General features: G+C 54.6%; 25 protein-coding genes. 10 read left to right on the plus strand and 15 right to left on the minus strand.

All coding sequences use genetic code 11. The annotated features are described in order from the left end of the window. Positions 1–167: 167 nt before the first annotated feature. From yebS to rsmF, 3 genes are all read left to right on the plus strand, one after another. A complete protein-coding gene (yebS, locus tag FCN45_RS10905; RefSeq protein ID WP_137385925.1) occupies positions 168–1,412 on the plus strand; it encodes a membrane integrity lipid transport subunit YebS in 1,245 nt (414 codons plus the stop codon). Further along, a complete protein-coding gene (locus tag FCN45_RS10910; RefSeq protein WP_137385926.1) occupies positions 1,381–4,014 on the plus strand; it encodes a PqiB family protein in 2,634 nt (877 codons plus the stop codon). The genes yebS and FCN45_RS10910 overlap by 32 nt, the downstream gene beginning before the upstream one ends. 78 nt (positions 4,015–4,092) lie before the next feature. After that, a complete protein-coding gene (gene rsmF, locus FCN45_RS10915) occupies positions 4,093–5,517 on the plus strand; it encodes a 16S rRNA (cytosine(1407)-C(5))-methyltransferase RsmF (protein ID WP_137385927.1) in 1,425 nt (474 codons plus the stop codon). A gap of 3 nt (positions 5,518–5,520) precedes the next feature. On the opposite strand, the gene FCN45_RS10920 is transcribed toward rsmF, so the two are convergent. Further along, on the minus strand, positions 5,521–6,168 hold the full coding sequence (locus FCN45_RS10920; RefSeq protein ID WP_137385928.1) for a metallophosphoesterase: 648 nt from the start codon (positions 6,166–6,168) through the stop codon (positions 5,521–5,523). A 255-nt stretch (positions 6,169–6,423) separates the two neighbouring features. Here FCN45_RS10920 and FCN45_RS10925 point away from each other — a divergent pair, with 255 nt between their 5' ends. Then, positions 6,424–7,155, plus strand: a complete 732-nt coding sequence (locus FCN45_RS10925) for a trans-aconitate 2-methyltransferase (protein WP_137385929.1) — start codon at positions 6,424–6,426, stop codon at positions 7,153–7,155. A gap of 78 nt (positions 7,156–7,233) precedes the next feature. On the opposite strand, the gene FCN45_RS23620 is transcribed toward FCN45_RS10925, so the two are convergent. From FCN45_RS23620 to copC, 7 genes are all read right to left on the minus strand, one after another. After that, positions 7,234–7,401, minus strand: coding sequence for a hypothetical protein (locus tag FCN45_RS23620; protein ID WP_168197457.1), 168 nt, complete (start codon positions 7,399–7,401; stop codon positions 7,234–7,236). Positions 7,402–7,518: 117 nt separating this feature from the next. Further along, positions 7,519–7,839 (minus strand): hypothetical protein, encoded by a 321-nt coding sequence (locus tag FCN45_RS10930; RefSeq protein WP_137385930.1) that lies wholly within the window; start codon positions 7,837–7,839, stop codon positions 7,519–7,521. A 202-nt stretch (positions 7,840–8,041) separates the two neighbouring features. Continuing rightward, positions 8,042–8,185: a cold-shock protein gene (locus FCN45_RS23720; protein WP_101764610.1), complete on the minus strand. Its 144-nt coding sequence runs from the start codon at positions 8,183–8,185 to the stop codon at positions 8,042–8,044. 2 nt (positions 8,186–8,187) lie between these two features. After that, positions 8,188–8,400: a cold-shock protein gene (locus FCN45_RS10940; RefSeq protein ID WP_007889586.1), complete on the minus strand. Its 213-nt coding sequence runs from the start codon at positions 8,398–8,400 to the stop codon at positions 8,188–8,190. Positions 8,401–8,905: 505 nt separating this feature from the next. Continuing rightward, positions 8,906–9,253, minus strand: coding sequence for a YebY family protein (locus FCN45_RS10945; protein WP_061718597.1), 348 nt, complete (start codon positions 9,251–9,253; stop codon positions 8,906–8,908). Positions 9,254–9,286: 33 nt separating this feature from the next. After that, positions 9,287–10,168 (minus strand): copper homeostasis membrane protein CopD, encoded by an 882-nt coding sequence (copD, locus tag FCN45_RS10950; RefSeq protein ID WP_137385931.1) that lies wholly within the window; start codon positions 10,166–10,168, stop codon positions 9,287–9,289. Positions 10,169–10,171: 3 nt separating this feature from the next. After that, on the minus strand, positions 10,172–10,549 hold the full coding sequence (copC, locus tag FCN45_RS10955) for a copper homeostasis periplasmic binding protein CopC (RefSeq protein ID WP_137385932.1): 378 nt from the start codon (positions 10,547–10,549) through the stop codon (positions 10,172–10,174). A gap of 153 nt (positions 10,550–10,702) precedes the next feature. Here copC and FCN45_RS10960 point away from each other — a divergent pair, with 153 nt between their 5' ends. Next, positions 10,703–10,933 carry a DNA polymerase III subunit theta gene (locus FCN45_RS10960; protein ID WP_008110458.1) on the plus strand — a complete coding sequence of 77 codons (231 nt, stop codon included), beginning with the start codon at positions 10,703–10,705 and terminating at the stop codon, positions 10,931–10,933. A 3-nt stretch (positions 10,934–10,936) separates the two neighbouring features. Then, a complete protein-coding gene (gene exoX / locus FCN45_RS10965; protein WP_137385933.1) occupies positions 10,937–11,605 on the plus strand; it encodes an exodeoxyribonuclease X in 669 nt (222 codons plus the stop codon). Here the strand turns inward: exoX and FCN45_RS10970 are convergent. After that, entirely contained in the window at positions 11,599–13,662 is a 2,064-nt protein-coding gene (locus tag FCN45_RS10970; RefSeq protein WP_137385934.1) for a S9 family peptidase, read from the minus strand. The two genes, exoX and FCN45_RS10970, sit on opposite strands and share 7 nt — an antisense overlap. A gap of 139 nt (positions 13,663–13,801) precedes the next feature. Beyond that, complete coding sequence (locus tag FCN45_RS10975; RefSeq protein WP_137385935.1) at positions 13,802–14,443, minus strand: tellurite resistance TerB family protein; 642 nt, start codon at positions 14,441–14,443, stop codon at positions 13,802–13,804. Positions 14,444–14,603: 160 nt separating this feature from the next. On the opposite strand from FCN45_RS10975, the gene purT reads away from it, so the two are divergent. Further along, a complete protein-coding gene (gene purT / locus FCN45_RS10980; RefSeq protein ID WP_137385936.1) occupies positions 14,604–15,782 on the plus strand; it encodes a formate-dependent phosphoribosylglycinamide formyltransferase in 1,179 nt (392 codons plus the stop codon). 43 nt (positions 15,783–15,825) lie between these two features. On the opposite strand, the gene FCN45_RS10985 is transcribed toward purT, so the two are convergent. Together FCN45_RS10985 and zwf are read right to left on the minus strand one after the other, a co-directional pair. After that, on the minus strand, positions 15,826–16,467 hold the full coding sequence (locus tag FCN45_RS10985) for a bifunctional 4-hydroxy-2-oxoglutarate aldolase/2-dehydro-3-deoxy-phosphogluconate aldolase (RefSeq protein ID WP_008110463.1): 642 nt from the start codon (positions 16,465–16,467) through the stop codon (positions 15,826–15,828). A gap of 187 nt (positions 16,468–16,654) precedes the next feature. Next, the gene (gene zwf / locus FCN45_RS10990) at positions 16,655–18,130 is read right to left on the minus strand and encodes a glucose-6-phosphate dehydrogenase (RefSeq protein WP_064738913.1); all 1,476 of its coding nucleotides are present in this window, start codon (positions 18,128–18,130) and stop codon (positions 16,655–16,657) included. Positions 18,131–18,502: 372 nt separating this feature from the next. Here zwf and FCN45_RS10995 point away from each other — a divergent pair, with 372 nt between their 5' ends. The 3 genes from FCN45_RS10995 (at position 18,503) to FCN45_RS11005 (ending at position 22,229) form a co-directional block, all read left to right on the plus strand. After that, entirely contained in the window at positions 18,503–19,357 is an 855-nt protein-coding gene (locus tag FCN45_RS10995; protein WP_101764164.1) for a MurR/RpiR family transcriptional regulator, read from the plus strand. Between the two features lie 107 nt (positions 19,358–19,464). Further along, complete coding sequence (gene pyk, locus FCN45_RS11000; protein ID WP_101764163.1) at positions 19,465–20,907, plus strand: pyruvate kinase; 1,443 nt, start codon at positions 19,465–19,467, stop codon at positions 20,905–20,907. An 86-nt stretch (positions 20,908–20,993) separates the two neighbouring features. Further along, on the plus strand, positions 20,994–22,229 hold the full coding sequence (locus FCN45_RS11005; protein WP_137385937.1) for an MFS transporter: 1,236 nt from the start codon (positions 20,994–20,996) through the stop codon (positions 22,227–22,229). Positions 22,230–22,253: 24 nt separating this feature from the next. Here FCN45_RS11005 and lpxM read toward each other — a convergent pair whose 3' ends face one another. From lpxM to znuA, 3 genes are all read right to left on the minus strand, one after another. Further along, positions 22,254–23,231 (minus strand): lauroyl-Kdo(2)-lipid IV(A) myristoyltransferase, encoded by a 978-nt coding sequence (gene lpxM / locus FCN45_RS11010; protein ID WP_137385938.1) that lies wholly within the window; start codon positions 23,229–23,231, stop codon positions 22,254–22,256. 126 nt (positions 23,232–23,357) lie between these two features. Next, positions 23,358–24,686 (minus strand): murein DD-endopeptidase MepM, encoded by a 1,329-nt coding sequence (gene mepM, locus FCN45_RS11015; protein ID WP_110866308.1) that lies wholly within the window; start codon positions 24,684–24,686, stop codon positions 23,358–23,360. Between the two features lie 13 nt (positions 24,687–24,699). Then, positions 24,700–25,671, minus strand: a complete 972-nt coding sequence (gene znuA, locus FCN45_RS11020) for a zinc ABC transporter substrate-binding protein ZnuA (RefSeq protein ID WP_137385939.1) — start codon at positions 25,669–25,671, stop codon at positions 24,700–24,702. Positions 25,672–25,715 lie beyond the last annotated feature (44 nt).

The following is a 25,715-nucleotide window of genomic DNA, read 5'->3' on the forward strand; positions in this document are numbered from 1 at the left end:
AAAATAAGCACTAATAATCCAGGCGCAGAAGGTGAATCATTCTGTTAGTTACTATACCCTTAGCAGTCGGTGGATGAGCGTATTCTGGTACCACCGAATATTGCAGGCAACTTTGCGCTACTCAGCATGCCGGTAACCGTAACGAACGATGGGCACTTGCGTCACCTATGAAAATTCACGCTATCAGCCAGACGTTGCCCCACGCACGTTATCAGCGTTGTCCGCAATGCGATACCCTTTTTTCCTTACCGGATGTGAAATCGCATCAGACAGCCTATTGCCCGCGCTGCCATGCACAAATTCAGAGCGGTCGTGACTGGTCGATGACGCGACTCACCGCCATGGCGGTGGTCATGATCGTGCTGATGCCGTTCGCCTTTAGCTTGCCGTTGGTTGATATTCGCCTGCTGGGCATGCGCATTAACGCCAGCCTGCTGGAGGGCGTGATCCAAATGACGCAGCAAGGCAACATCCTCACCGCTTCAATGGTGGCGTTTTGCACCATTGGCGCGCCGGTTACGCTGGTCATCGGCATTCTCTATTTGTGGGTGGGCAACGCGCTCGGAATGAACCTGCGCCCGGTCCTGCTGATGATGGACAAGCTCAAAGAGTGGGTGATGCTGGATATCTATCTGGTCGGCGTGGCGGTGGCATCGATCAAAGTGCAGGATTACGCCTCACTGGAAGTGGGCTACGGTTTAGTGGCCTATATTGCGCTGACGGTGCTGAGCCTGCTGACGCTGATCCACCTGAACGTCGAGCAACTGTGGGAACACTATTATCCGCAAGCGATGCCCACCTCCCCGCCTGAAGAGTGGCAAGTGTGCCTGAATTGCCATCAAACCGGTGTAGCCGATGAGCGTGGGCGCTGCACGCGTTGCCACACGCCGCTTGACTACCGCCGACGCCACAGTTTGCAGAAATCCTGGGCGGCGCTCATCGCCTCGATTGTGCTGCTGATCCCCGCCAATTTGCTGCCGATTTCGGTGGTCTATGTTAATGGCGCACGCCGTGAAGACACCATCTTCTCCGGCATTCTGGGATTGGCATCGGGCAATATACCGGTGGCCGCGGTGGTGTTTATCGCCAGCATTCTGGTGCCCTTTACCAAAGTGTTAGTGATGTTGACTCTGTTACTCAGCATTCACTTTAAATGCGAACAGGGCTTGAAAACCCGCATTCGCCTGCTGCGCGCCGTCACCTGGGTGGGCCGCTGGTCGATGCTGGATCTGTTCGTCATTGCTGTAACCATGTCGCTGGTCAATCGTGATCAGCTGCTGGCTTTCACCATGGGACCGGCCGCCTTCTATTTTGGTGCCGCCGTTGTCCTGACCATTATGGCTGTAGAGTGGCTTGATAGCCGCCTGATCTGGGATGCACATGCAACAGGAAACGCCGACTACACCGACTAGCGCCAATCTGCGCAACAAGCGCAAGATTTCGCCATTCTGGTTATTGCCCATCATCGCCCTGCTAATTGCTGGCTGGCTGCTATGGACCAACTATCAGGAACGCGGTACGACGATCACCATTAACTTCCAGACTGCCGACGGGATTGTGCCAGGCCGTACGCCGATTCGTTATCAGGGCGTGGAAGTGGGTACGGTGCAAGGCATTGTGCTGAGTGATGACTATCGCAGCATCCAGATTAAAGCCAGCATCAAAAGCGACATGCGCGATGCACTGCGTGAAGACACTCAGTTCTGGCTGGTGACGCCGAAAGCCTCATTGGCGGGCGTCTCCGGGCTTGATGCGCTGGTCGGCGGTAACTACATCGGCATGATGCCGGGTAAAGGTAAAGAGAGCGATCACTTCACCGCACTCGATACCCAACCTAAGTATCGCGTTAATACCGGCGAACTGCTTATCCACCTGCGCGCGCCCGACCTCGGCTCGCTCAACACCGGTTCGCTGGTTTATTACCGTAAAATTCCGGTGGGTCGCGTTTACGATTACAGCCTCAACAACAGCACCGACGGCGTTACCATTGATGTGCTGATTGAGCGCCGCTTTATCAATCTGGTGAAAAAGCAGAGCCGCTTCTGGAATGTTTCCGGCGTTGATGCGGATGTCAGCCTGAGCGGTGCCAAAGTGAAGCTGGAAAGCCTCGCCGCGTTAGTGAATGGCGCGATTGCCTTCGATTCACCCAATGACGGCGAGCAAGCTCAGGTGGATGCCAACTACCAGCTCTATCCGGATTTGGCGCGCAGTCAGCGCGGCGTGCAAGTGAAACTGAACCTGCCGAGCGGCGATAACCTGAAAGCCGATAGCACACCGCTGATGTATCAGGGACTGGAAGTCGGCACCTTGACCAAACTCAACCTGCTGGATGGCGGCAAAGTCACCGGCGAGCTGACGGTTGATCCTTCAGTAACCGGTTTGATGCGCAGCGGGACGCGCATTGAAATGCGCACGCCGAAGATCAGCCTGACCGACACCAATCTCAGCAGCCTGTTAACCGGTAATACTTTTGAACTGGTGCCAGGCGAAGGCGAACCGCAGGATCACTTTACCGTGTTGCCAGCCAGCGAAACATTGCTGCAGAAACCTGACGTGCTGACGGTAAAACTCAGCGCGCCGGAAACCTACGGTATCGATGCCGGCCAGCCGGTGATGTTGTATGGCATGAAAATCGGTCAGGTGATTTCACGCACGCTGGATGAAAATGGCATCAGCTTTGTGGCGGCCATCAACCCGGAGCACCGTAATCTGGTACACGCTGACAGCAAGTTTGTGGTGAATAGCCGCCTCGATGTGAAGTTTGGACTTGACGGGATGAAAGTGCTGGGCGCCAGCGCGCGCGAGTGGGTAGATGGCGGCATTCGCCTGATTCCTGGCGCGAAAGGCAATCCTTCCAGTCGTTATCCTTTATATGCGGATGCGGAACGTGCCGAAGAAGGCATCGTGGGTGAACAGCCGCCAACCACGCTGAAACTTACCGCCAAAAGCTTGCCGGATGTACAGGCCGGTTCAGTACTGCTGTACCGCAAATTCCAGGTCGGTGAAGTGGTGGATGTAGTGCCGCGCGCGGATGCGTTTGAAATCTCGATTCATATCCGGCCGCAGTATCGCAAGTTGCTGACCAGCGAGAGTGTGTTCTGGGCCGAAGGCGGCGCCAAAGTGCAACTCAACGGCAGCGGTTTGACCGTGCAAGCGTCCCCGCTCAACCGCGCGCTCAAAGGCGCGATCAGTTTCGATAATCTCACCGGCGCGCAGGCGGCGAAAGGCGTGAAACGCGTGCTCTACTCGTCAGAAACCGCGGCGCGTGCAGTTGGCAGCCAGATTACGCTGCACACCTTCGATGCCAGCAAACTGGCGGCGGGCATGCCGATTCGCTATCTCGGCATCAATATTGGCCAGGTTGAATCACTGGCGCTGAGTTCTGATAACAATCAGGTTGTCGCCAAAGCGGTGCTTTATCCGGAATACGTGCAGGACTTTGCGCGCATCGGCAGCCGCTTCTCAGTGGTGTCGCCGGAGATTTCTGCGGCGGGCGTTAACCATATCGAAACGCTGCTGCAGCCTTATCTCAACGTCGATCCGGGCAAAGGTTCGCCGGCGCGCACCTTTGAACTGCAGGAAAGCACCATCACCGATTCACGCTACCTGAACGGCTTGACGATATATGTCGATGCCGCTGACGCGGGATCGCTGTCGGTGGGCACGCCAGTGCTGTTCCGGGGCGTTGAAGTGGGCACCGTCACCGGAACGTCGCTGGGCAATATGGCGGATCGCGTGCAGATCGCGCTGCGTATCAGCAAAAAGTACCAGCATCTGGTGCGCAACAATTCGGTGTTCTGGCTGGCTTCCGGCTATAACTTCGATTTCGGTCTGATAGGCGGCGTGTTGAAAACCGGCACCTTCCAGCAGTTCATTCGCGGCGGCGTACAGTTTGCCACGCCGCCGACGGTGCCATTAGCGCCGCAGGCCGGCGCCAACAAACACTTCCTGCTACAGGATGAAGCGCCGAAAGCGTGGCGCGACTGGGGCTCGGCGATTCCGGACCCTCATTAACCTTAAGCAAATCGGGCAGCCTGGCTGCCCGATTCTTTTTCGCGTGTTACACTTCGCGCTCATTTCGTTTCCCGGTAGATGCCCGTGTCCGATCGCTTTCCCGAAGATTTCCTCGCGCTGATGCGCGCCAGCCTTGCTGACGACGCCGAACTGCAGCGCTTTCTCGCCATTAGCCAGCAACCGCTGCGTCGCAGCTTACGCGTCAACACCTTAAAAATTAGCGTGGATGATTTCCTCGCCCGCACCGCCGACTATGGCTGGCGCTTATCGCCCATTCCGTGGTGCGCCGAAGGGTTTTGGATCGAGCGTGACGACGAATCGCTGCCGCTGGGTAGCGTGGCGGAGCATCTGAGCGGACTGTTCTACATTCAGGAAGCCAGCTCGATGCTGCCGGTTACCGCGCTGTTTGACGCCGCACCTGATGCGCGTCAGGTGATGGATGTGGCTGCCGCGCCGGGTTCTAAAACCACCCAGATGGCCGCGCTGATGCGCAATGAAGGCGCCATTCTGGCGAACGAATACTCGGCCAGCCGCGTTAAAGTGCTGCACGCTAACATCAGCCGCTGTGGCGTCAGCAATGTTGCGCTGACCCATTTTGATGGCCGTGTATTTGGCGCCGCGCTGCCGGAGCGTTTCGATGCCATTCTGCTCGATGCGCCCTGCTCTGGCGAAGGCGTGGTGCGCAAAGATGCTGATGCGTTGCGTAACTGGACGCTGGCCAGCACCGAAGCGATTGCGGAAACCCAACGCGATCTGCTCGACAGCGCTTTCCATGCCTTACAGCCAAGCGGCACGCTGATTTACTCTACCTGCACACTGAATCAAATCGAGAATCAGCAGGTGATTCATTGGTTGCAGCAGCGTTATCCCGACGCGGTTGAAATCGTGCCGCTGAACGGTTTATTCGACGGAGCCGATCAGGCGTTAACCGCCGAAGGTTTCCTGCACGTATTCCCGCAGATTTTCGATAGTGAAGGTTTCTTCGTTGCGCGTCTGCGTAAAACCGCCAGCATTCCCGCGCTGCCAACGCCAACCTACAAAGTCGGCAAACTGCCCTTCTCTCCGGCCAGCCGCAAGCTGAGCGCCGAAGTGCAACAGGCCGCGGCCAAAGTCGGCTTGCAGTGGGATAACAACCACACGCTGTGGCAGCGCGATAAAGAGCTGTGGCTGTTCCCGGCGGCGCTGGAGGGTTGGCTGGGTAAAGTGCGCTTCTCGCGCATCGGCCTCAAGTTGGCCGAAACCTTCCCGAAAGGCTATCGCTGGCAGCATGAAGCGGTCGTGGCGTTGACGCAGCCGGGCAGCGCGCTGGATTTCGAACTCACCGATGCAGAAGCGGAAACCTGGTATCGCGGTCAGGATATTCATCCGGACACGTTGCCCAGCCGGGATGAGGTGATCGTCACTTACCAGCAGCAGCCGCTGGGATTGGCGAAGAAAGTGGGTAATCGGATTAAAAACAGTTATCCGCGTGAACTGGTGCGCGACGGACGTCTGTTCCGCTAAGCGTTACTGCAACTGCACCAGGGTGAGGCGATTGCCGAAGACCGCGCCGGTATCGATATAATGCTGATTCGCCACATTGAGCGGTTGTTCTAACGGCGTGTGGCCGAAGTAGAAATCACTGGCGCCATCGATGCGGGCTGAACTGCCGCGTTGATGGCGTCCCAGTCGATCGCGACTCCACACCACTTGCTGCCAGTCAACCTCTTTCCCTAACGCATAATGACTGGCGGGATAATCGGCGTGGGCAATCACCACCACGCGATCGCCGAAATCCAGATGCAGGATCAACGGTAACTCAGCACAGCGCTTCAACGCATGGCGCGCGGCAATCAACGCTGCGCCTTTGAGTTGCCAGAACCACTCGCCGCCGTTCATCATCCACAAGGTTTGGTCGCGCCCATCCAGCGCAGCGAGCGCCATCTGCTCATGATTGCCGCGCACGCAGCGAAACCAGGGCTCCTGCATCAGCGCTAAACAGCCGGGGCTGTCCGGGCCACGATCGATTAAATCGCCCACCGACAGCAGTAGATCCTGCTGCTTATCGAAATCCCGCTTGAGCAGTTGCGCATCGAGTTGGGCGCGGCAACCGTGAAGATCGCCAACCACCCAAATATTTCGCCACATTTGCGCGTTCACCTTTTGGTAAAGCATGTAATCTTTCCCGGTTGACTGGAAGTTTAGTGAGCCCGGCTTAAAGTATAGTCCGGCAAGGTTAGCCAGCGGAGGGAACAGCATGAGCGGACGGAAGCAATTCATTGGTGTATTAATCGTTATTTTCATCGGTAGCTTGCTGCTGCTGGAATCACTCGCTCGTCTGGTACATCTGTTATTTGTGGGATAATTACGCGACTTTACATTCCGCGCTAAACGCCTAAACTCCTTTGCGCATCATATAAAGGAGCCTGTATGAGCCAGAATATTTACGACAACCCCACTTTTTTTGCCGGTTACGCCACCTTGCCACGTTCCGTTAAGGGATTAGACGGCGCGCCAGAATGGCCTGCACTGCGTGCGCTACTACCCGACCTGCATGATAAACGTATTCTCGATCTCGGCTGCGGCTACGGCTGGTTTTGCCGCTACGCGCAGCAGCAAGGCGCGCGCGAGGTGCTGGGACTGGACGTTTCCGAGAAGATGTTAGCGCAAGCCGCGACCATGACGCAGGGAACCGGGATTCACTATCAGCGCGCCGATTTAGAATCGCTGCAACTGAACGAATCCTATGATCTCGCCTACAGCTCGCTGGCGCTGCACTACCTCAGCAATATTGACGCACTCTTCGCAACCGTGTTTGAGGCGCTAACGCCGGGCGGCGCGCTGGTGTTTTCCTGTGAGCATCCGATTTACACTGCACCTACTCAACAGCAGTGGATTGTGGATGAACAGCAGCAGCGCAGTTGGCCAGTTAATCATTACCAGCAGGAAGGGGAACGCATCAGCAACTGGTTTGCCGATGGCGTGAAGAAGCAACATCGCAAGCTGGCAACCTGGATCAATGCGTTAATTGGCGCAGGATTTGAGATCGTGCATCTTGATGAATGGGGCCCGAGCGAAGAGATGGTTGCACTCAATCCCGCGCTGGCGGAAGAACGCGATCGCCCGATGATGTTCTTGCTGGCAGCGCGTAAACCGCTATGACGTTGAATTGAGGCTGCGCACTGCAGCCTTTTACAAATCTCTGCAGCGCTATTAACGGCATTGAGCGCGCATTGCGTACTAGCGTGTGATTAAAAAGATCGCCATCAAGAAGAAGGCTAATAAACCGGCGAATGTCAGCGTTCCAATGCGCGGCGTTTTGGCGCGGCCAACCACCACACCAATAAAGATACAAAGCAGCGTGAGTGTGCCAATCATTACCCAAAGTAGATATTGTGTATTTGCCATGAAGGATCCTTATCCGGCCATTAATCAGATGCGCCAACGTTATACCATTTTTCGCACAGGCTGACTGCTGCTATATGACCGCATCTTTTTTGCAGGTTATTTGCCACCCGTTAACGATCAAGTCGCGTTATGCGCACAACGCACTGTTTTGAGATTTTCCAGCTGTTGCAAACGCGCCGCAGCTTTATTGTTAGCGCTGGCCTTTGCAATGCCGTTACCGATACCAAAATCCCCGACGAATCCCAATACCGTTAGCGCATCAAACTCGCCGGTTTTATCAATCTGCTGCTGAACGCTTTGGCTTTTAGCGATCTCCTGATTCAGTGCTGCACAGTCATAGGTTTGCGCTTCGGCATCGCTCACTTTGGCGGACTGCGGATACTGTTTCAGTGCGCAACCACTCAGCAGCAAGGCGATCAGGATAACGGGCTTGTGCATCTCGCAAGATTCTCTCTATGACGGTAATTTATTTCGGAATAAGAGAAAAAGTAGCATGTGGGTAAGATTTTCAACGTGGGAATAAGTGAAGATATGCGGGAATATTTAAAATAAAAAAGCACTGCCTGAGCAGTGCTAATGATTCTGATATCAGGCAATTGCCTGATAAGCCCTGATAATTATCAGGGCAGAACATCCGCTATCAAGCAGTTTTCAACACAATCATTGATGATTTGCAGAAAATACATTTAGCGCCATGTGGGTTCATTTTCGTAATATCGAACGCGGAGGTACGATATTGTGAACTCTGGCAATGCGGACATCTTAAACGATTATAAATGCGAATAATTACAGACCTAATACATTTGTTGCAGACGGACCTTTTGGACCATCTTCAACTGAAAACTCAACACGCTGACCTTCATCAAGTGAGCGATAATCAGTGCCCTGAATGGCTGAGAAGTGGACGAAAACGTCCTTGCTGCCATTTTCAGGAGAAATAAAGCCGAAGCCTTTTTCTGAGTTGAACCATTTTACCGTTCCAAGAATTTTATTAGACATAATTTTTACCTTTTAAATGAGCCTATTGGCGTAAGGGCCGAGTTGCAGATACGAATCAGAACTTAGGATAAGACTCAAAGAGAAAGGGCTTGAAGCGGCACTAACCGGGATGAGAAATAAAATGGGAACTAACCTTCTAACTGTCTGCTATTCAGACCGACGACGCATTAACGCATTTATCTTGCGGAGTAGCAAGCGAAAAGAAATTTTATTTTCGCATTGAGGAATAAAGGGTTTTAAATTCGGAAGGTAAAAAAGAGACAAAAAAAGACCGAATACGATTCCTATATTCGGTCCAGGGAAATGGCTCTTTGGGAGCCGTGCGCTAAAAGTTGGCATTTTTGCAGGCGAGGACGCCTTGCCATTTAAAGGTAGACCAGGATTGCTGGTTTTCCAGCCAATCATGCGGTTTGGTCGCGAAAGGTGACAACTCTGTGATCGTGGTGACAGAACGAGGAAGCAAGCGTAGCGGCAGAATTGTGCGCTACGCCTGAGAATATAGGGATTACTTACCGCACAGTTGCTGCGCGCGGTCGATGATCGGTTGCAGACTCATTTTCTGGCCTGGATGGGCTTTATCAACGGCGACAATGGTGTCGATCGATTGCAGCGTGCCCTGCCCGGCCGTTTTGCGCGCAAAGGCTTTATCGTTGAGCGGATACTGCAACAAAGTGCCCGGGTTAATCGCGAACAGCGCGCCGTCTTTCTCGCAGGTCAACATCACCTCTTCGCGTGTGAAGGGCCATTTGTCTTTTCCAATCTCAAAACGGCTGACGGTAATAATCTGTGCCGCCATCGCCTGGCTGCACAGCGCCATCAATACGCAAGCTGGAATCAGTTTCTTCAGCAAAATATCGACCTCATTTCATCTTCTTGAATGTTACATTCAGGCCGGTGACAGCGTGGCAAACACGCTTACCAACCCAATTACAATAATGGCCAGCAGCAGCTCAAGCTGCGTCAGGCGAATAAACAGATGCGCTGCGTTACTGGCCGCCAGGCGAAAGCGCGGCACCAGCAGATAGCGATTGGTCAGCGCAATAGCGATCATCAGCATGACCAGCAGCACTTTCACCACCAGCAGTTCGCTCCACAGCGTGGCTTGCCAATGCGACGGCGAACCGGCAATCAGCACGCTATTAATGGTGCCCGTCAGCAGCGCGAGCGCCACCGCCAGGTGACCGTAACGCGAGAAGCGCATCATGCAGCGAATCGCATCGGTGCGAAAAGCGATCTGCCGCGCTTCACGCATCAGTAATAACAGCGGCATTAACCCGCCCGCCCAGAATGCAGCCGCAATCAAATGCAGCGCGTGATTGCCTTGTTGCAGCAATCCGGGCCAGCCATCACGCATCGCGGCATGCCCAACACCGGCTAACGCCACCAACTGTAACAGGCCGCTGCACAGCAGCAGATTTTGCCGCAGTGTGCCACGCAGCAGTAGCGCTAACGTGCTCAGCAGTGCGAACGCGATTTCCCAACGCCAAACCCGGCCGAAGCGCGTGCTGAGCACCGCCTGCCAGATTGCGCTGTCACAGACATTACGCCAGTCGCCGCTCATCAAGCCGGTTTGCGTTGCCAGCATCAACAGGGCGCTAAACAAACTCAGCAGCGCGCTGGTACGGAGAAGTAAACCTAAACGCTGTGATAGCAGCGGACGATAGCGGCGCGGCGCCAGTAGCGCGGTATAAAAGGCGCTACCGGCGAGCAGCAGCACCGACATAAAATGCAGCGCTCGCAGTCCAATCCACAGCGTGCTCAAACTCATCAATCACTTCACGCTGAAGGTGTAGCTGCCTTTGGTTTTATGTCCGTCAACGGACAGCACATGCCAGTTTACCTGATAGTTGCCCGACGGCAGCGGCTGGCTGATCGGTACAATCAGGTGATCGTGTTGTTTATCGTTGAGTCTGGCTTTCCCGACCGTAATGGGTTGATGTTGTGCATCGAGCACATCCACGCCACTGAATGCCGCTTCAACATCCTCGGTAAAGGTCAACGTTAAATTCTGCGGGGAAGTTTCCACCACCGCTTTGTCGGCTGGGACCGGGGTTTTCAGGTGAGCGTGTGCCATAGCAACCTGGCTGAAGGCCAGCGTTGATGACGCCAGAAGTAGCGCGACGACAGCGTTGAACGCAGTTTTCTTCATGACTTCTTCCCTATTATATGCGGCAAACCACCGCAAACGTGGCAGCAGGATACGCCGCCGATCCGCAGGTGTCGAGACTTGCGGTGCGATCCAATCCGCTTGATCCCAGGGTCCGAAACCATTACTTTTGCCCCTGTTTATCAGGAGAAAAGCATGAGCCAAAACCTTGCCCTGCTCTCGCAGGAAGAGAAAGACAAAGTCAATGTCGATCTGGCCGCCGCGGGCGTTGCATTCAAAGAGCGCTACAATATGCCGGTGATTGCCGAAATGGTGGAGCGCGAGCAGCCTGAAGCGCTGCGTGACTGGTTTCGTCAGCGCTTAATGAACTATCGCCAGGCTTCGCTTAGCCTGTCGCGCCTGCCCTACGAACCGAAGCAGAAGTAATTTATGTTACGTGTAATTGATACCGAAACCTGCGGCCTGCAGGGTGGCGTGGTGGAAGTGGCGTCGGTGGATGTCATTGATGGTCAGATCGTCAATCCGATGAGCGACTTAATCTGCCCGGATCGCCCAATCAGTCGTCAGGCGATGGCGGTACATCGCATTACGGAATCGATGGTGATGGGAAAACCCACTATCGAAGAAGCGATTGGCCGCTATCACGGCAGTCCGCATTACGTGGCGCACAACGCCAGTTTTGATCGCCGCATGTTGCCCACTATGCCGGGCGAATGGATTTGCACCATGACGCTGGCGCGTCAGCTGTGGCCAGGCATCAAATATGGCAATCAGGCGCTGCGCCACAGCCTGAAGCTGGATGTCACGCCACCGGCCGAACTGCATGCGCACCGCGCATTGTATGACTGCTACGTCACCGCTGCGCTGCTGATCCGCATTATGGAAACCTCCGGCTGGAACGCCGAGCAGATGGCGAATTTGTGCCAGCCCGCGCCCGTGAGCGGCGATGTGTTCCCGTTCGGCAAATATCGCGGTCAGAGTATTGGCAGTATCGCGCGTAAAGATCCCGGCTATCTGCGTTGGGTGCTGGAAAATGTGCGTGATTTGCGCCCACCGTTACGGCAGGCGCTGCGCAAGTATGTGAAGAGCGATCAGTAATCGACGCGGTCTGGCAAGCTGCCCTGCGCCAGGCCAATCAGGAAAGTGAACTCCTGCGCCACCCCTTCATACGCTTTGAAGCGGCCCGATTTGCCGCCGTGGCCAGAATCCATCTCGGTGCAGAGCAACAGCAGTGAATCGTTGGTTTTCAGCTCACGCAGTTTCGCCACCCACTTAGCCGGTTCCCAATACTGCACCTGCGAATCGTGCAAACCGGTGGTAACCAGCAAATGCGGATAGGCTTTGGCCTCGATGTTGTCATACGGACTGTATTGGCGAATGGTGTGATAGAACTCCGCCTGTTCGGGATTGCCCCACTCATCGTATTCGCCGGTGGTCAGCGGAATCGTCGGATCGAGCATCGTCGTCACCACATCGACAAATGGCACCTGCGCCACCACGCCGTGGAACAGCTCCGGCGCCATGTTCACCACGCCGCCCATCAGTAATCCGCCGGCGCTGCCGCCCATCGCGTAGAGCTGCTGGCGATGACCATAACCCTTCGCCACCAGCGCTTCGGTGACATCAATAAAATCCGTGAAGCTGTTGATTTTATTCTTCAGGCGGCCACCGTCATACCATTGCTGGCCGAGCTCGCCGCCGCCGCGCACGTGAATGATGGCGTAGACGAAGCCGCGCTCCAGCAAGCTGATGCGGCTGGTGCCAAAGCTGGCATCCATGCTACTGCCGTAAGCGCCGTAACCGTACACCAGCAACGGATTGCTGCCGCGCTGAAAATGCTTGCGGTGATAGACCAGCGAAACCGGAACTTCGGTCCCATCGCGCACCGTGATCCACAGATGCTCGCTTTTGTAATCCTCAGATTTGAAGCCCGGTACCGGCGTGCGCTTTAGCACGCGACGATCGCCGGTTTCCATGTTCAGTTCAAACAAGGTGGTCGGCGTGGTCATGGAAGAGTAGCCGTAGCGCAAGGTGTCGCTTTCCGGCGAAGGATTGTAGGCAAGCCAGGTGACATAGGCGGGATCGTCGAAGGCGATACCAAAGCTTTCGCCGCTCTCCCAGTTTATCTGCCGCAAGGTGTTTACGCCGTGCTGACGCTCTTCGACTACCAGCCAATGACGAAACAGCTGGAAATCTTCCAGCACCACGTTGTCACGCGCCGGGATCAGCGATTGCCAGCGTGCTTCCGCCAGCCACGCGCTGCGATAAAGCCCGAAATTTTTGCCATCGCGATTTGAGCGGATATAGAACTGATGATTGTAGTGATCGATGCTGTATTCGTGGTCGCGGCGACGTGGACAAAAGGCTTGCGGCTGCGCATCCGGATATTCGGCGTCGATCAGCAGAATCTCGCTGGTGTTGGTGCTGTACAACGCAATCAAAATGAAGTGCTCGGAGGTGGTTTTATGCACGCTGAGGTGGAAAGAGTCATCCTTCTCTTCATACACCAGCTGATCGTCAGATTGCGGATGGCCCAGCTCATGGCGCCACACCTGATACGCCAGCAGCGTTTTCGGATGCTTACGCACGTAATAGAGCGTGCGGGAATCGTTGGCCCAGGCAACGCTGGATGACGCGTTGGTCAGCACTTCCGGATACCAGCTACCGCTCTGCAAATTACGGAAGCGAATGCCGTATTGGCGGCGCGACAGGAAGTCTTCCGCTAAGGCCATCACCTGATTGTCCGGTGTAATCGCCAGCGCGCCCATGGTGTAAAAATCACTGTGCGCAGCCCGCTGGTTTCCATCCAGCAATAGCTGCCAGGGCTCATCAGCTGGCGCGTCAACGGGCTGCCGGAAATAAGCCGGATACTCGTTGCCCACTTCATAGCGGCTTTGATAGCGATAACCGTTTTTCACATAGGGCACCGAGTGATCCTGCGGTGGAATGCGGTCAACGATCTCTTTCAGCACCCGTTCCTGCAGCGGATTCTGCGACGCCATCATCGCACGGCCGTAATCATTTTCGGCGTGCAGATGGGCCAGCACCTCTGGATTCTCGCGGTCGTCATCACGTAACCAGTGATAATTATCGATGCGCGTTTCACCGTGCAGCTTCATGACATGGGGAATTTTTTTCGCGTGTGGCTGATTCATTAGGCTCTTCTCCCTGAAGGACAACATTCAGCAAGCGTGGCACTAATCACGCACGATGCCAAGCTACACGCAGCATCACTTTACGCAGGGTAAGCAAAAGATGAAAAGCGAAGGCTGCGGATGCAACCTTCGCACGGAATTAAGCAGCTTTTTCCGCGTCGATATCGCGCTGAATACCGTCGCGCACATCCTGGGGGATTTTTAGCGCATCGCCGAGCGCGGAGAGATAGCTACGCTCCATAAAGTGGTCGACATCAATGGCTGCACAGCTGAGGAAATAGAGTTCCAGCGCCTCTTCTTCGTTTTTAACGTCAGCGGCCAGCCAGTTGGGATCGAGCGGGCGATTCATCGCCTGCTGAATCAGCGCTTCGGCTTGTGCGCCGTAGCCGGCCTGCTGGATATTTTGCTCAATGGCGGCACGCTCTTGATCGTCAATGTGACCATCACTTTTCGCCGCGAACACCAGCGCCGTGACTAAACGCTCTGCGCGTTGATCCATCGGCGTTTGCAGCTGGCCAAAGCCCGCATCGTCCTGATGGGTTTCACGTATGCGCTGTTTGTATTTGTTCCACAACAGCGCGCCCGCCGCCGCGCCGCCGCCCAATAGCAAGGCTTTGCCGCCATATTTGGTCAGCAGCTTACGCGTGGATTTGCTGCCGACCAGCAATCCCGCCAGCCCGCCTAATGCGCCCGGGGCCAGCATGTCACTTAAACCGCCCGATTTTCCGTCTCCACCCTTTTTCGCCAGCACCGATTGAATTTGCTGCAGCCAATTGCTCATCGTTTAACTCCTGTTTACTTTTCCGTTCTCCATGCTGCCGCAGGCTGTGTCAGTTAACGTCAGAGCGGGAAAGTATGGCAAACCTGATCGCGGCGAAAGCGTGAGTACGCAAACGTTTTCGTTTATACTGCGCGCGCATTTTGACTGCTAAGGTGAAATTATGACGACTCTCGGAACCGCGCTGCGCCCTGCCGCTACGCGTGTCATGCTGTTAGGTTCAGGCGAATTAGGCAAAGAAGTGGCACTTGAGTGCCAGCGTCTTGGTGTGGAAGTGATCGCGGTGGATCGTTACGCCGATGCTCCGGCGATGCACGTTGCGCATCGCAGCTATGTGATCAACATGCTGGACGGCGACGCGCTGGCCGCGCTGATTGCCGAGGAAAAGCCGCACTTCGTGGTACCAGAAATTGAAGCCATTGCCACCGAAAAACTGCTGGAGCTGGAAGCGCAAGGTCAGAAAGTGGTGCCGACCGCACGCGCCGCACGTCTGACCATGAACCGCGAAGGCATTCGCCGTCTGGCGGCGGAAGAGTTGTCCTTACCGACCTCGACTTACCAGTTTGCTGACAGCAAAGAGAATTTTGTGGCTGCGGCTGAGGCGATTGGATTCCCGTGCATCGTTAAGCCGGTGATGAGCTCATCCGGTAAAGGCCAGAGCTTTATTCGCGAAGCCAGCCAGCTGGATAAAGCCTGGGATTATGCGCAGCAAGGCGGACGTGCCGGTGCGGGCCGCGTAATCGTTGAAGGCGTAGTGAAGTTTGATTTTGAAATCACCCTGCTGACCATCAGCGCAGTAGACGGCATTCACTTCTGCGCGCCGATTGGTCATCGTCAGGAAGATGGCGATTATCGTGAATCATGGCAGCCGCAGCAGATGAGTGAACTGGCGCTGCAACGCGCGCAGGATATCGCCGCAAACGTGGTGAAAGCACTCGGCGGATACGGCCTGTTTGGCGTGGAGCTGTTCGTGTGCGGTGATGAAGTGGTGTTCAGCGAAGTGTCACCGCGTCCGCATGATACCGGCATGGTCACGCTGATTTCGCAGGATCTGTCCGAATTCGCCCTACATGTGCGCGCTTTCCTCGGCCTGCCGATTGGCGGCATTCGTCAATACGGTCCCGCTGCGTCGGCAGTGATTTTACCTAAGCTGAACAGCCAGAACGTTGTGTTCGGGAATATCGAAGCCGCGCTGGGCGCCGGATTGCAGCTGCGCCTGTTTGGTAAGCCGGAAATCGCCGGTCAGCGCCGTTTAGGCGTGGCTTTGGCAACCGGTGAAAACACCGATGACGCTATCGCGCGCGCCGTGGCGAGTGCGGCCGCGGTACAAGTCGAAGGTTAAGTAAGATTAAGTGGTCGCCATCAATGGCGACCGATTCATGAACTTATGCGCGAGCGCCTTCAACCGCTTCACGCGCCAGACGCGTAATACGATCCCAGTCACCGCTTTCCAACGCATCATTCGGTACCAGCCACGAACCGCCAATGCACAGCACGCTTTTCAGCGCCAGATAATCCCGATAGTTGGCTGGCGAGATGCCGCCAGTTGGACAGAAACGCACCTGCGGGAACGGACCGCCAATCGCGGATAATGCTTTCACGCCACCATTGGCTTCCGCCGGGAAGAATTTGAACTCACGCAGGCCGTAATCCATGCCGGTCATCAGTTCTGAAACCGTGCTGATACCTGGAATCAATGGCACCGGACCTTCAACCGCGGCTTTCAGCAGCGATTCCGTCAATCCTGGGCTGATGACAAACTGCGCACCGGCGTCAGTGACTTCTTTCAGTTGCTGGGTGTTGATCACCGTGCCCGCACCGACAATCGCTTCCGGTACTTCTTTAATCATTGCACGCAGCGCGTCCATCGCCACCGGGGTACGCAGCGTCACTTCCAGCACTCGCACACCGCCAGCCACCAGCGCTTTCGCCATCGGCACCGCGTGTTCCAGCTTGTTCACCACAATGACCGGCACGACCGGGCCAGTTTTCAGGATCTGTTCAGCACTTGTTTTCCAGTTCTTCATCACGTTTCCTTAGTTGCATCAGCCCGGCGTTTAGCCACGCTGTCAATAATTGGGCTCTACCATACAAGATCGTCTGGAGCGGCGTCCATCGGATATCAGAATTTTTTGAAACTCTGGTTCACTTTTCAGAAAAATGAATTCTGGACGTAAAAAAGCCCGCACATTTGGCGGGCTCAACATGAGGTTTCTATTCGAACTCGTTCCAGGAACGGCCATCGCGAGTAATCATCGCGACAGAGGCAACCGGTCCCCATGTTCCCGCCTGATACGGCTTCGGCGCTTCGGCATCGGCGCTCCAGGCATCAATGATCGAATCCACCCAGCCCCACGCTGCTTCAACTTCATCACGACGCACAAACAGCGCCTGAATACCGCGCATGGTTTCCAGCAGCAGACGCTCGTAAGCATCGGCCAGATGCGACTGGTTGAAGGTTTCGGAATAGCTCAGATCCAGCTTGGTGGTCTGCAGTTTATGCTTGTGGTCGAGTCCCGGCACTTTGTTCAGGATTTCGATATCCACGCCTTCGTCCGGCTGCAGACGAATGGTCAGCTTATTCTGCGGCAGTTCAGCGTACGAATCCTTAAACAGGTTCATCTCAGGATTCTTGAAATACACCACCACTTCAGAGCATTTGGTTGGTAAGCGCTTGCCGGTACGCAGATAGAACGGCACACCAGCCCAACGCCAGTTATCGATATCCACGCGAATAGCAACAAAGCTTTCCGTGGCGCTCTGCTTGTTAGCGCCCTCTTCTTCCAGATAACCTGGCACTTTCTTGCCCTGCACAAAGCCGGCGGTGTACTGACCGCGTACGGTTTTCTCGCGCACGTTGGTTTGATCGATACGACGCAGTGAGCGCAGCACTTTCACTTTCTCATCACGAATCGCATCCGCGCTCAGATCGGACGGCGGCGACATGGCAATCATGGTGAGGATCTGCAACAGGTGGTTCTGAATCATGTCACGCATCTGGCCGGCTTTGTCGAAGTAACCCCAACGGCCTTCGATGCCCACCTCTTCTGCCACGGTGATCTGCACGTGATCGATAGTGCGGTTATCCCAGTTGTTGACGAAGATGGAGTTGGCAAAACGCAGCGCCAGCAGGTTGAGCACCGTCTCTTTACCGAGATAGTGGTCAATACGGAAAACCTGGCCTTCTTCGAAGTATTTGCCGACGCTGTCATTGATCTCTTGTGAGGTTTCCAATGAGGTGCCGAGCGGCTTTTCCATTACTACGCGTGCCGGTTTGGCGTTCAGCTTGGCGGCGCCCAGACCGTCGCAAATCGCGCCAAAGGTGCTTGGCGGCATGGCGAAGTAGTTAATGGTGACGCGGTTTTTCTGGTCAAGCATTTTGCCCAGTTTGGTGAAATGCGAGGTGTCATTTACGTCGAGGTTACAGAAGTCGAGACGGCTGCTGAGGGTGTCCCACAGCGCTTCATCGATCTTCTCTTTCATGAAGGTTTCCAGCGCTTCACGTACCACTTTGGTATACGCGGCTTTATCCCAATCCGCGCGACCCACGCCAATAATGCGAGTGGTTTCATGAATCTGACCGGCTTTTTCCAGCTGATACAGTGATGGCAACAGTTTACGGCGCGCGAGATCGCCTTTGGCACCGAAAATCACCAGATCGCATGCCTGGGCTGTTTGTGTAACCGCCATTTTCCTCTCCTCGTTGCAGGATATACCCGGCTTGAGCGTTCTCATCACGCCAGGTCCTTATTGTAATTTTCTTACAGCACAATGTACGTTTTTAGCGGGTTTAGGACAACCCGAACGCAGTGTTTTGCTGGCGTTAACTGTGAACGTAATAAAGGTGTTAAGTGTGTTGTAGCGTGCCATTTGAGCACATTTTCTGTTTCGATATTTGTCGTGGCAAAACACGTCAGCGATCAAAGTATCGCAAAAAAATCGCGTTTACATTTGTCCTCCGCTGCGTGCGAGGGGCTATTACACGGTATATTCTTGTGAATTGGCAGCGATTTCATTGATTGATGAACGCGGAAAAGTGATTGACGCTCATTAGGTTAAACCATGCTGGAACAGATTCAGGCGCAACTCGATGCGTTAAGCAAATCAGAACGTAAAGTCGCAGAGCAGATTCTTGCCGCGCCGCAACAGGCGATGCACTCCAGCATCGCCACGCTGGCACGCGCCGCTGACGTCAGCGAACCGACGGTGAATCGCTTCTGCCATCGTATGGGCACGCGCGGCTTCCCTGACTTCAAATTGCAGCTCGCGCAGAGCCTGGTCAAAAGCCCGAACTGGGTGAGTCGCGATGTAGAAGAAAATGACAGTGTGGAAAGCTATAGCCACAAAATATTTGATTCCGCGTTAGCGGGCCTCAGCCGCGTCCGCCAGCAACTCGACTCTCAGGTGATTCGTCAGGCGGTTCAGGCGCTGTCAAAGGCGCATAAAATTGCCTTTTTTGGCCTTGGTGCCTCCGCCGTGGTGGCACATGACGCCACCAATAAATTTTTGCGATTTAATCTGCCGGTCATCTGGTCAGAGGATATTGTGATCCAGCGCATGAGTTGCATAAATAGTGGTCCAAACGATGTGTTTGTTCTCATCTCACATACTGGTCGCACCAAAAATATGGTAGAACTGGCTCGCCTGGCGCGTGTAAACGCTTCCACTGTGCTGGCTATCACTTCTCCGGGTTCCCCGCTGGCGGCGGAAGCCACGCTGGCTTTGACGCTCGACGTACCCGAAGATACCGATATCTACCTGCCAATGGTTTCCCGCCTCGCACAATTAACCGTGATTGATGTTCTTGCGACAGGGTTTACCCTTGAGCGCGGCGCTGCTTTCCGTGAAAATTTAAAACGGGTGAAAGAAGCGCTGAAAGATTCACGCCTGGAGAAACAGGCGCAGGAAAATAATTAACATCACATTCACAATGTGAGTCGAATCACAGCCCATCGATCATATAGAATAGATGAACACTACGTGTCACTTGAGAGCGACACGATACTTTGCTAACGGAGTCCTTCATGTCCAGACGTCTCAGAAGAACCAAGATCGTTACAACCCTCGGTCCAGCCACCGATCGCGACAACAACCTCGAAAAAATCATCGCGGCGGGTGCTAATGTTGTACGACTCAACTTCTCCCACGGCACACCGGAAGATCATCAGCAGCGCGCCAATAAAGTCCGTGAAATCGCGGCGAAACTGGGTCGTCACGTAGCGATCCTTGGCGACCTGCAAGGCCCAAAAATTCGCGTATCGACCTTCAAAGAAGGCAAAGTGTTCCTCAACGTCGGCGATCGTTTCCTGCTGGATGCTGATTTAACTAAAGGCGAAGGCGATAAAGAAAAAGTCGGTATCGACTATAAAGGCCTGCCAGAAGATGTGGTGCCCGGCGATATCCTGCTGCTGGACGATGGTCGCGTGCAGCTGAAAGTGCTGGAAGTTCAGGGCGTAAAAGTGTTCACCGAAGTCACCGTCGGCGGCCCGCTCTCCAACAATAAAGGCATCAACAAACTCGGCGGCGGTCTCTCTGCCGATGCGCTGACCGAAAAAGACAAAGTTGATATCGTTACCGCCGCGAAAATCGGCGTGGATTATCTGGCGGTCTCCTTCCCGCGTAACGGCGAAGATATGAATTATGCCCGCCGTCTGGCGCGCGACGCCGGCTGCGACGCCAAACTGGTGGCGAAAGTGGAACGTGCTGAAGCCGTTGCCTCACAGGAAGCGATGGATGACATCATCCTCGCCTCTGACGTGGTGATGGTTGCGCGTGGCGATTTGGGTGTGGAGATTGGCGATCCTGAGCTGGTGGGTATTCAGAAAGCGTTGATCCGTCGTGCGCGCCAGCTGAACCGCACCATCATCACCGCCACGCAGATGATGGAGTCGATGATTACCAATCCAATGCCAACGCGTGCCGAAGTCATGGACGTGGCGAACGCCGTGCTGGATGGTACCGATGCGGTGATGCTGTCGGCGGAAACCGCTGCTGGCCAGTATCCGGCTGAAACCGTCTCAGCGATGGCGAAAGTGTGCCTCGGCGCAGAGAAAATCCCGAGCGTTAACGTTTCTAAGCACCGCCTGGAAGTACAGTTCGATAACGTCGAAGAAGCGATTGCCATGTCGGCGATGTATGCTGCCAACCATCTGCAAGGGGTTTCAGCGATTATCACCATGACCGAATCGGGCCGTACCGCGCTGATGACCTCACGTATCACGTCCGGTTTGCCGATCTTCGCCATGTCACGTCACGAACGTACGCTGAACCTGACGGCGCTGTACCGTGGTGTTACGCCAGTGTTCTTCGACAGCAACAACGATGGTGTTGCTGCCGCGCACGATGCAGTGAATTTGCTGCGCGAAAAAGGTTTCCTGGTTTCAGGCGACCTGGTGATTGTCACCCAGGGCGACGTGATGTCGACCACTGGTACCACCAATACCAGCCGTGTTTTGCGCGTAGACTAATACGCACCACCCACAGCGGCTGTAACAACATGGACAAACGCGACTGCCTGGCAGTCGCGTTTTTATTTTTTTGACAAGGAGGCCAGATGGCCCGCTATCAACCTATCACTCAACTCACCGGGCGCGTGCTGCTGTTCCCGCTCGCGCTGGTACTGTTTGAGTTCGCCACCTATATCGCGCATGACATGATTCAGCCCGGCATGCTGCTGGTGACGTCTGAATTCAGCGTCGGCCCGGAATGGGTTTCGACCTCGCTGACCGCATATCTGATGGGCGGCGTGGTGCTGCAATGGCTGCTCGGTCCGCTCTCTGACAAATATGGCCGCCGGCCGGTGCTGCTGTTTGGCATCCTGTTCTTTGCCGCCGCCTGTATTCTGACAACGTGGGTGAGCAGCATTGAGGAGTTTGTCGCGCTGCGCTTTGTGCAGGGTATTAGCCTGTGCTTTATTGGCGCCGTCAGCTACGCAGCGGTGCAGGAAGCCATTGACGAAGCGCTGGCAGTACGCATGATGGCGCTGATGGCCAACGTCGCGCTGCTGGCACCGCTCGCTGGTCCGCTGGCCGGAGCCGCGTGGCTCACCGTTGGCGAGTGGCGCAGCATGTTCTGGCTGTTTGCCATCTGCAGCGTGATTGCGTTTGCCCTGCTGTGGCGCGTCATGCCAGAAACCGCTGGCGATCGCAGTCATTCTATCGCCCTGCCAACGCTGGCGCGCGGTTATGCGCGTTTGGCGCGCGATCGTCAGGTGATGTACGGATCTTTTGCCATTGGTTTAGTGTTTATTCCGATCCTGACGTGGGTAGCGCTCTCGCCAGTGATTCTGATGCACGATGAAGGATTGTCACGCATGCAGTATGCGCTGCTGCAGCTGCCGGTGTTTCTGGCGATGATTGCCGGCAACATCACGCTCGGCAAACTGGCTGGACGCGTGCCGATTGAGCAGCCGGTGAAGTTTGCCGCCTGGCCGATTCTGATTGGTTTGAGTATTTCGCTGCTGGCTAATTTGCTCGATAGTCACACCTATCTGCTGCTGACCGCCGGGTTAAGCTTGTACGCTTTCGGCGCAGGCATGGTGAATGCCGGTCTGTACCGTTTGACGCTTTACTCCAGCAACGAAGGCAAAGGCAGCGTGGCGGCGATGCTCGGGATGATCAGTATTCTGACCTTAGCGGTAGGCATTGAGCTGGCGAAAAGTGGCTACTTCAGCGGCGGCACACCGTGGTTTAGCGGGATTAACTTCGCCGCTGGCGTGCTGTGGTTTGGTCTGGTGACCCTGTTCCTGCGCGAACGTAAACGTCGCAGTCACGTGGCGGCAATAGAATGATAAAGGGGCCAGACGGCCCCATGTTTATTTCCTACGAGGATAAAGATCTTTGCGCGCATAAGGTTCGATATCCCCTTCCTTACGCGTTTTCAGCAGCTTCAGAATCCAGGTGTACTGTTCCGGATGCGGGCGCACGAACACTTCAACTTCTTCATTCATGCGACGCGCAAGCGTATTGTCATCGGCATCCAGCAAGTCATCCATTGGCGGACGCACATAGATTTCCAGACGATGGGTTTCACTGTTGTACACCGGGAACAGCGGCACAACGCGTGCGCGGCATACTTTCATCAGGCGGCCCACTGCAGGCAATGTGGCTTTGTAAGTAGCAAAGAAATCCACAAATTCGCTGTGTTCCGGACCGTGATCCTGGTCCGGCAGATAATAGCCGTAATAACCCTGACGCACCGACGCGATAAACGGCTTAATGCCGTCATTCCGCGCATGCATACGGCCACCAAAACGGCGTCGCACGGTATTCCACAGATAATCCATTAACGGATCGCTTTGATTGTGGAACATCGCCGCCATCATCTGGCCTTCAGACGCCAGCAGCATCGCTGGAATATCCACGCCCCAGCCATGCGGCACCAGGAAAATGACGTTTTCTTTGTTGGCCTGCAGTTGCTCAATGATTTCCCGGCCGTACCAGTCAACACGCTTACGCACATGCTCAGGATTACGCATGCCCAATTCGGCCATCATCGCCATCGCCTGCGGTGCGGTGGCAAACATACGATCAGCAATCTCTTCGCGCTGCGCTTCACTCAATTCCGGCAGGCAATAATAGAGATTGATCAGCGCACGGCGGCGCGCACTTTTCGCCAGCTTACCGGCGAACTTGCCCAATCCGCCCAGAATCGGATCGCGCACTTTAGCGGGAAGTAATGCCATGCCGGCCAGCGCGCCCACCGCCAACCAACTTCCCCAGTATTTCGGCTTTAAAAAAGAACGTTGAAAAACGGGAATAAACTCGCTGTTATTTTTCTTTCGGGTTTCCATGCACTCGCCTCTGACAATGACCGGTCAATAATAGTGACGGTGGTTAATTTTGCAATCTTCATGCGCCAGATAGCAAAAAACCGACGAAGAATCCGTCGGTTTTTAAGTGTTACGCGCAATAATGCGCTATTTCAGCGTCAACTGCGGCAACCAGGTTTTGACTTGCGCCATGTAAGTGCTGCGATCTTTACCCGTCAGACCCTCCATGCGCGGCAGTTTTGCCGTCAATGGATTCACCGCCTGATTGTTGATCCATACTTCATAATGCAAATGCGGACCGGTCGAACGTCCGGTGTTACCCGACAACGCAATACGATCGCCGCGTTTCACTTTTTGCCCCGGTTTCACCAACGCTTTACTCAGGTGCATATAACGCGTCATGTACTGACGACCGTGACGAATTGCCACGTAATTCCCGGCAGCACCGCCGTTTTTCGCCATCACCACTTCACCATCGCCCACGGCTAACACAGGCGTACCAATAGGCAGCGCGAAATCGACACCTTTATGCGGTGCAATGCGGCCGGTTACCGGATTAAGGCGACGCGGATTGAAGTTGGAAGAGACACGATACTGCTTAACCGTAGGGAAACGCATAAAGCCACGCGCTAAACCAGACGCGTTGCGATCGTAGAACTTGCCGTCTTCCGCACGGAACGCGTAATAGTCTTTACCGCCGGTGCGTAAACGCACGCCAAGCAATTGGCTTTGGGCACTTTTGCCATCGAGCATTTCACGAGACATCAGCACACTGAAGTCATCACCGGCGCGTAGTTTGCGGAAATCCATCTGCCACTGCATCGCTTTGATGACGTTGCTGGTTTCTGCGCTGGTTAAACCCGCACGCTGGGCACTGGCAGCAAAACTGCCGCGCACTTCACCTTTCAGTACGTTGTTTTGCCACTCACCCTTTTGCAGCTCCTGCTGCATCTTAAAGCTGCCGTTGTCGGCGCGCTGATAAGTACGGGTTTCACGACGATCAATTTCCCAGCTGAAGGTTTGCAGTTGTCCATCAGCATCCAGCGTCCAGCTCAGTTGCTGACCAACGCGCATGTTGCGCAGATCTTTATCGCTACTGACTAATGCGTTGATATCGCCCATCTCAATACCGTACTGATTTAACGCGCTGCTCAGCGTATCACCTGAAGAGACGGTGTACTCATGTACGTTGGGATTGTCCGGAACGTCATTATCAATGTCGTCAGCAGGAATATCGTCGGACGGTTCTTCCGTTGTCTGGTCAATCGGCTCGCTGGCTTCGGGCAACAGCGTGCGCAGTTCGTCTTTATCCAACGTAATGGTTTTCACGATGGGGGCAACATCACGCGGATGGTAAACGTAAGGCCGCCATACTGCGACGGCCAACGTGACAACGGTTAATGAACCCAGCATAACGCGGTGGGGGCGCGGCAAATTGTTAAATGCGAGGGCGACAGAGCGGGCTATCTGCTGCACTTTTACCTATTCCTCATGCTCCATTCAGGCAGCTCGCATACTGGCTCGACAGCTGTGAAAGAAATTTCACGTAGCTGTCTTTGGATAAGCTGATGTCCATACCCAACGGATCTAACGTGCCTTTACGTACGGAAGTTCCACGGGACACGGCATCGATGACGGCCGGTCTGAATTGTGGTTCAGCGAAAACGCAAACGGCTTTCTGCTCAACCAACTGTGTTCGTATTTGATGTAAACGCTGGGCGCCCGGCTGGATTTCAGGATTGACGGTAAAATGACCTAAAGGTGACAAACCGTAATGTTTTTCAAAGTAGCTGTAAGCATCGTGAAAAACGAAATAACCCTTGTTCCGCACAGGCGCGAGTTGCGCGCCGATGTGTTTGTCTGCATCGGCTAATTCTGCCTTAAATTCCTGCAGATTAGCGTCAAGTTTGGCTTTGCTTTGCGGCATAAGTTCCAATAATTTTCCATGGATTGCAACCGCAGATTGTAAGGCCATGTCAGGGGACATCCACAGGTGCATATTAAACTGTCCGTGGTGGTGATGCGCATGAGACCCGTCCTGGTCTTCGGAATTTTCTGAGTCATGATCGTGATCGTGACCATGCTCATGTTCCTCATCTTCATCATCGCCGCTAATCAATAGCGGTTTTATGCCCGGCAATGCGGCAATTTCGAGGTTTTTACTGGCGGGTAATTCGGCCGCTGACTTAGTAAGAAAGGCTTCCATCTCTGGGCCTGTCCACACCACTAAGTCTGCGTTTTTAATACGTTTTACATCAGAGGGACGCAAGGCATAATCATGCTCTGAGGCGCCATCAGGCAGCAATACTTCAACCGGCGTAATACCCTCTGCGATAGCCGCTGCGATAAATCCGATAGGTTTGATTGAAGCGACAACTGCGGAGTGCGCGGGTAATGCGCTTGCCGCGCCAATTGCCGCAGCAGTAAGGGTGAAAATCAGGCGCTTTTTATTGTGTAACATAATACGTCATTCCATCGTGACCCGTTGATGGAATGTGATATTAT

Origin of the sequence: Pantoea sp. SO10, from assembly GCF_005281435.1 — a bacterium.
Taxonomy (GTDB): Bacteria; Pseudomonadota; Gammaproteobacteria; order Enterobacterales; family Enterobacteriaceae; genus Pantoea; species Pantoea leporis.

Excerpts from the sequence above, each read along its gene's own strand:
- FCN45_RS10925 (WP_137385929.1), top strand. The coding sequence starts at position 6,424 with ATGAGCCAGAATATTTACGACAACCCCACTTTTTTTGCCGGTTACGCC.
- rsmF (WP_137385927.1), top strand. The coding sequence starts at position 4,093 with ATGCCCGTGTCCGATCGCTTTCCCGAAGATTTCCTCGCGCTGATGCGC.
- FCN45_RS23620 (WP_168197457.1), bottom strand. The coding sequence starts at position 7,401 with ATGGCAAATACACAATATCTACTTTGGGTAATGATTGGCACACTCACG.
- yebS (WP_137385925.1), top strand. The coding sequence starts at position 168 with ATGAAAATTCACGCTATCAGCCAGACGTTGCCCCACGCACGTTATCAG.
- FCN45_RS10970 (WP_137385934.1), bottom strand. The coding sequence starts at position 13,662 with ATGAATCAGCCACACGCGAAAAAAATTCCCCATGTCATGAAGCTGCAC.
- FCN45_RS10975 (WP_137385935.1), bottom strand. The coding sequence starts at position 14,443 with ATGAGCAATTGGCTGCAGCAAATTCAATCGGTGCTGGCGAAAAAGGGT.
- pyk (WP_101764163.1), top strand. The coding sequence starts at position 19,465 with ATGTCCAGACGTCTCAGAAGAACCAAGATCGTTACAACCCTCGGTCCA.
- FCN45_RS10985 (WP_008110463.1), bottom strand. The coding sequence starts at position 16,467 with ATGAAGAACTGGAAAACAAGTGCTGAACAGATCCTGAAAACTGGCCCG.
- FCN45_RS10940 (WP_007889586.1), bottom strand. The coding sequence starts at position 8,400 with ATGTCTAATAAAATTCTTGGAACGGTAAAATGGTTCAACTCAGAAAAA.
- purT (WP_137385936.1), top strand. The coding sequence starts at position 14,604 with ATGACGACTCTCGGAACCGCGCTGCGCCCTGCCGCTACGCGTGTCATG.
- FCN45_RS10910 (WP_137385926.1), top strand. The coding sequence starts at position 1,381 with ATGCAACAGGAAACGCCGACTACACCGACTAGCGCCAATCTGCGCAAC.
- FCN45_RS10960 (WP_008110458.1), top strand. The coding sequence starts at position 10,703 with ATGAGCCAAAACCTTGCCCTGCTCTCGCAGGAAGAGAAAGACAAAGTC.
- copC (WP_137385932.1), bottom strand. The coding sequence starts at position 10,549 with ATGAAGAAAACTGCGTTCAACGCTGTCGTCGCGCTACTTCTGGCGTCA.
- FCN45_RS10920 (WP_137385928.1), bottom strand. The coding sequence starts at position 6,168 with ATGCTTTACCAAAAGGTGAACGCGCAAATGTGGCGAAATATTTGGGTG.
- FCN45_RS10930 (WP_137385930.1), bottom strand. The coding sequence starts at position 7,839 with ATGCACAAGCCCGTTATCCTGATCGCCTTGCTGCTGAGTGGTTGCGCA.
- copD (WP_137385931.1), bottom strand. The coding sequence starts at position 10,168 with ATGAGTTTGAGCACGCTGTGGATTGGACTGCGAGCGCTGCATTTTATG.
- lpxM (WP_137385938.1), bottom strand. The coding sequence starts at position 23,231 with ATGGAAACCCGAAAGAAAAATAACAGCGAGTTTATTCCCGTTTTTCAA.
- exoX (WP_137385933.1), top strand. The coding sequence starts at position 10,937 with ATGTTACGTGTAATTGATACCGAAACCTGCGGCCTGCAGGGTGGCGTG.
- FCN45_RS10995 (WP_101764164.1), top strand. The coding sequence starts at position 18,503 with ATGCTGGAACAGATTCAGGCGCAACTCGATGCGTTAAGCAAATCAGAA.
- FCN45_RS11005 (WP_137385937.1), top strand. The coding sequence starts at position 20,994 with ATGGCCCGCTATCAACCTATCACTCAACTCACCGGGCGCGTGCTGCTG.
- zwf (WP_064738913.1), bottom strand. The coding sequence starts at position 18,130 with ATGGCGGTTACACAAACAGCCCAGGCATGCGATCTGGTGATTTTCGGT.
- znuA (WP_137385939.1), bottom strand. The coding sequence starts at position 25,671 with ATGTTACACAATAAAAAGCGCCTGATTTTCACCCTTACTGCTGCGGCA.